Source organism: Huijunlia imazamoxiresistens, from assembly GCF_037132455.1.
GTDB classification, from domain to species: domain Bacteria; phylum Bacteroidota; class Bacteroidia; order Chitinophagales; family Chitinophagaceae; genus Flavisolibacter; species Flavisolibacter imazamoxiresistens.
Window position 1 is genome coordinate 1 of record NZ_JBBBEI010000081.1, and the last position, 1,682, is coordinate 1,682.

The window sequence follows — 1,682 nt, forward strand, 5'->3', positions numbered from 1 at the left end:
AACGTCAGTTTGTCTAAAAACTGATGTTTTGTTCGAATCTAAGGATTAATAAAGTCGTTACAAAGCCTTATGCGGCAGCTTTTCCCTGGGACAGATAAAAAGCAGAGAAAAAAATGGAATAGAACATGGGCTCTGAAAATGCTTTTAAAAGGGTCGTTTTAGTAAAAAATGTCTGCGCAAGTGCCCGCAGGTACTCTTTCAGTGCATTTTTATCAAGAATGTTCATTAGGCGGCGCAGGTTAAAAGCGGTGAACATGAAGCCCACGTCAGCGCTGGCCCTTTTTATTCCTTTTTTGGTGCTCACAAAGTAAAAGCCCCACTGCCGCTTTACAATGCCATATGTGTGCTCAATAATGGCTTGCCGCTTTTTGTATGTGTCGGAATCTGATTCAATGTTTTGTTTGTTTTGATCTACATAGGGCTGATACTCGCTGCGTTCAATCAGCCTTCCCTTTTTGTTTTTAGTACATCGGCTTAGTGCAGGACAAGTACTGCAGGCAGAGGTTTTATAATGTTTTACATGGTACAGGTAACGCTCTTTGCTTTTAACGTACCAACTACCATTGGTAAGCAGTATACTTCCCTGCGGACAAGTGTAGTTATCATTTTGTGCATCGTAGCTAAACTTATCAAAGTTGTAATTATCATCGGGAGCAAAGCTGGCCACGCCTGGTATAGCTACCATCAGCTCTATTCCCATCTCTATACCCCTCTTCAGCTCACTGCCTGTGTGATAACCTTTGTCATAAAGGGCCGTAAAGTCTGTGTGGCCCAGTATCGTTTTGGCCCTGCGCAGCATGGCGCCCATGGCTTTGCTGTCGTTTTCATTAGTGACTTTATAATCTAGGGTAATGTTATGCCTGGCATCCACGGTGGTTTGCACATTATAAGCCACTTCAGTAATGCTATTACGGATGATCATCTGCCGACTGTCCGGATCTGAGGTGCTTATCTGGGTTTCACCAGAATTTAGCAACTGTTCACTAAGCTGGTTGTATTTTTCCTTTCGTTGGTTTTGCTTTTCAATCTGCTGCTGAATAGTTTTTCTGTTTTCTTCATCGGCTTCTTCCAGTGCCTGGTTGTACTCATCTAATCGCTTCTCTATGTACTGCAGGTGCTGCGTGATCTTGCTCTCATTGAAGTTGTTCTTTTTGCTGTTCTGGGCCCGAAGTTTGGTGCTGTCGCCGGCTATCAGTTTGCCACCAATAAGGTCAAAGCTTTTTGCTATGGATACCGTGTGGCGAAACACCTTTCGAATAGCCTTTTCATTGTCTTTTCTAAAATTCGAGATGGTATTATGATCGGGCACCAATTGGTGAAGCAGCCACATAAGTTCGACATTTCTTTTGCATTCCTTTTCAAGTGCCCTGGAAGAACGTATGGAGTTTAAATAGCCATACACATAGAGCTTCAGCAGATCTCTGGGATTGTAAGGCGGTCTGCCTTCCGGGGAAGACTTTATGCGAAAGTTAAACTGTGCAAGATCAATGCTGTTTACAAACAAGTCGATGATGCGCACTTCATTGTCTTCATCAATAATTTCATCGAGACTTCGAGGAAAAAGAACAGCTTGTGTGCGGTCTGTACCTTGAATGTACTGCATGCAGTAAAGATAACAATAAGCACTTACCTATGCCTTTCTGAACAGACTCAAATGACAATAGTTTTTAGACAGTTTGACG

Annotated in this window: 1 protein-coding gene; it reads right to left on the reverse strand. The window is 42.7% G+C overall.

Annotated features, from left to right (window positions below):
* Window positions 1–67: 67 nt before the first annotated feature.
* A complete protein-coding gene (locus V9K67_RS26935; protein ID WP_336728215.1) occupies window positions 68–1,603 on the reverse strand; it encodes an IS1182 family transposase in 1,536 nt (511 codons plus the stop codon).
* Window positions 1,604–1,682: the final 79 nt, after the last annotated feature.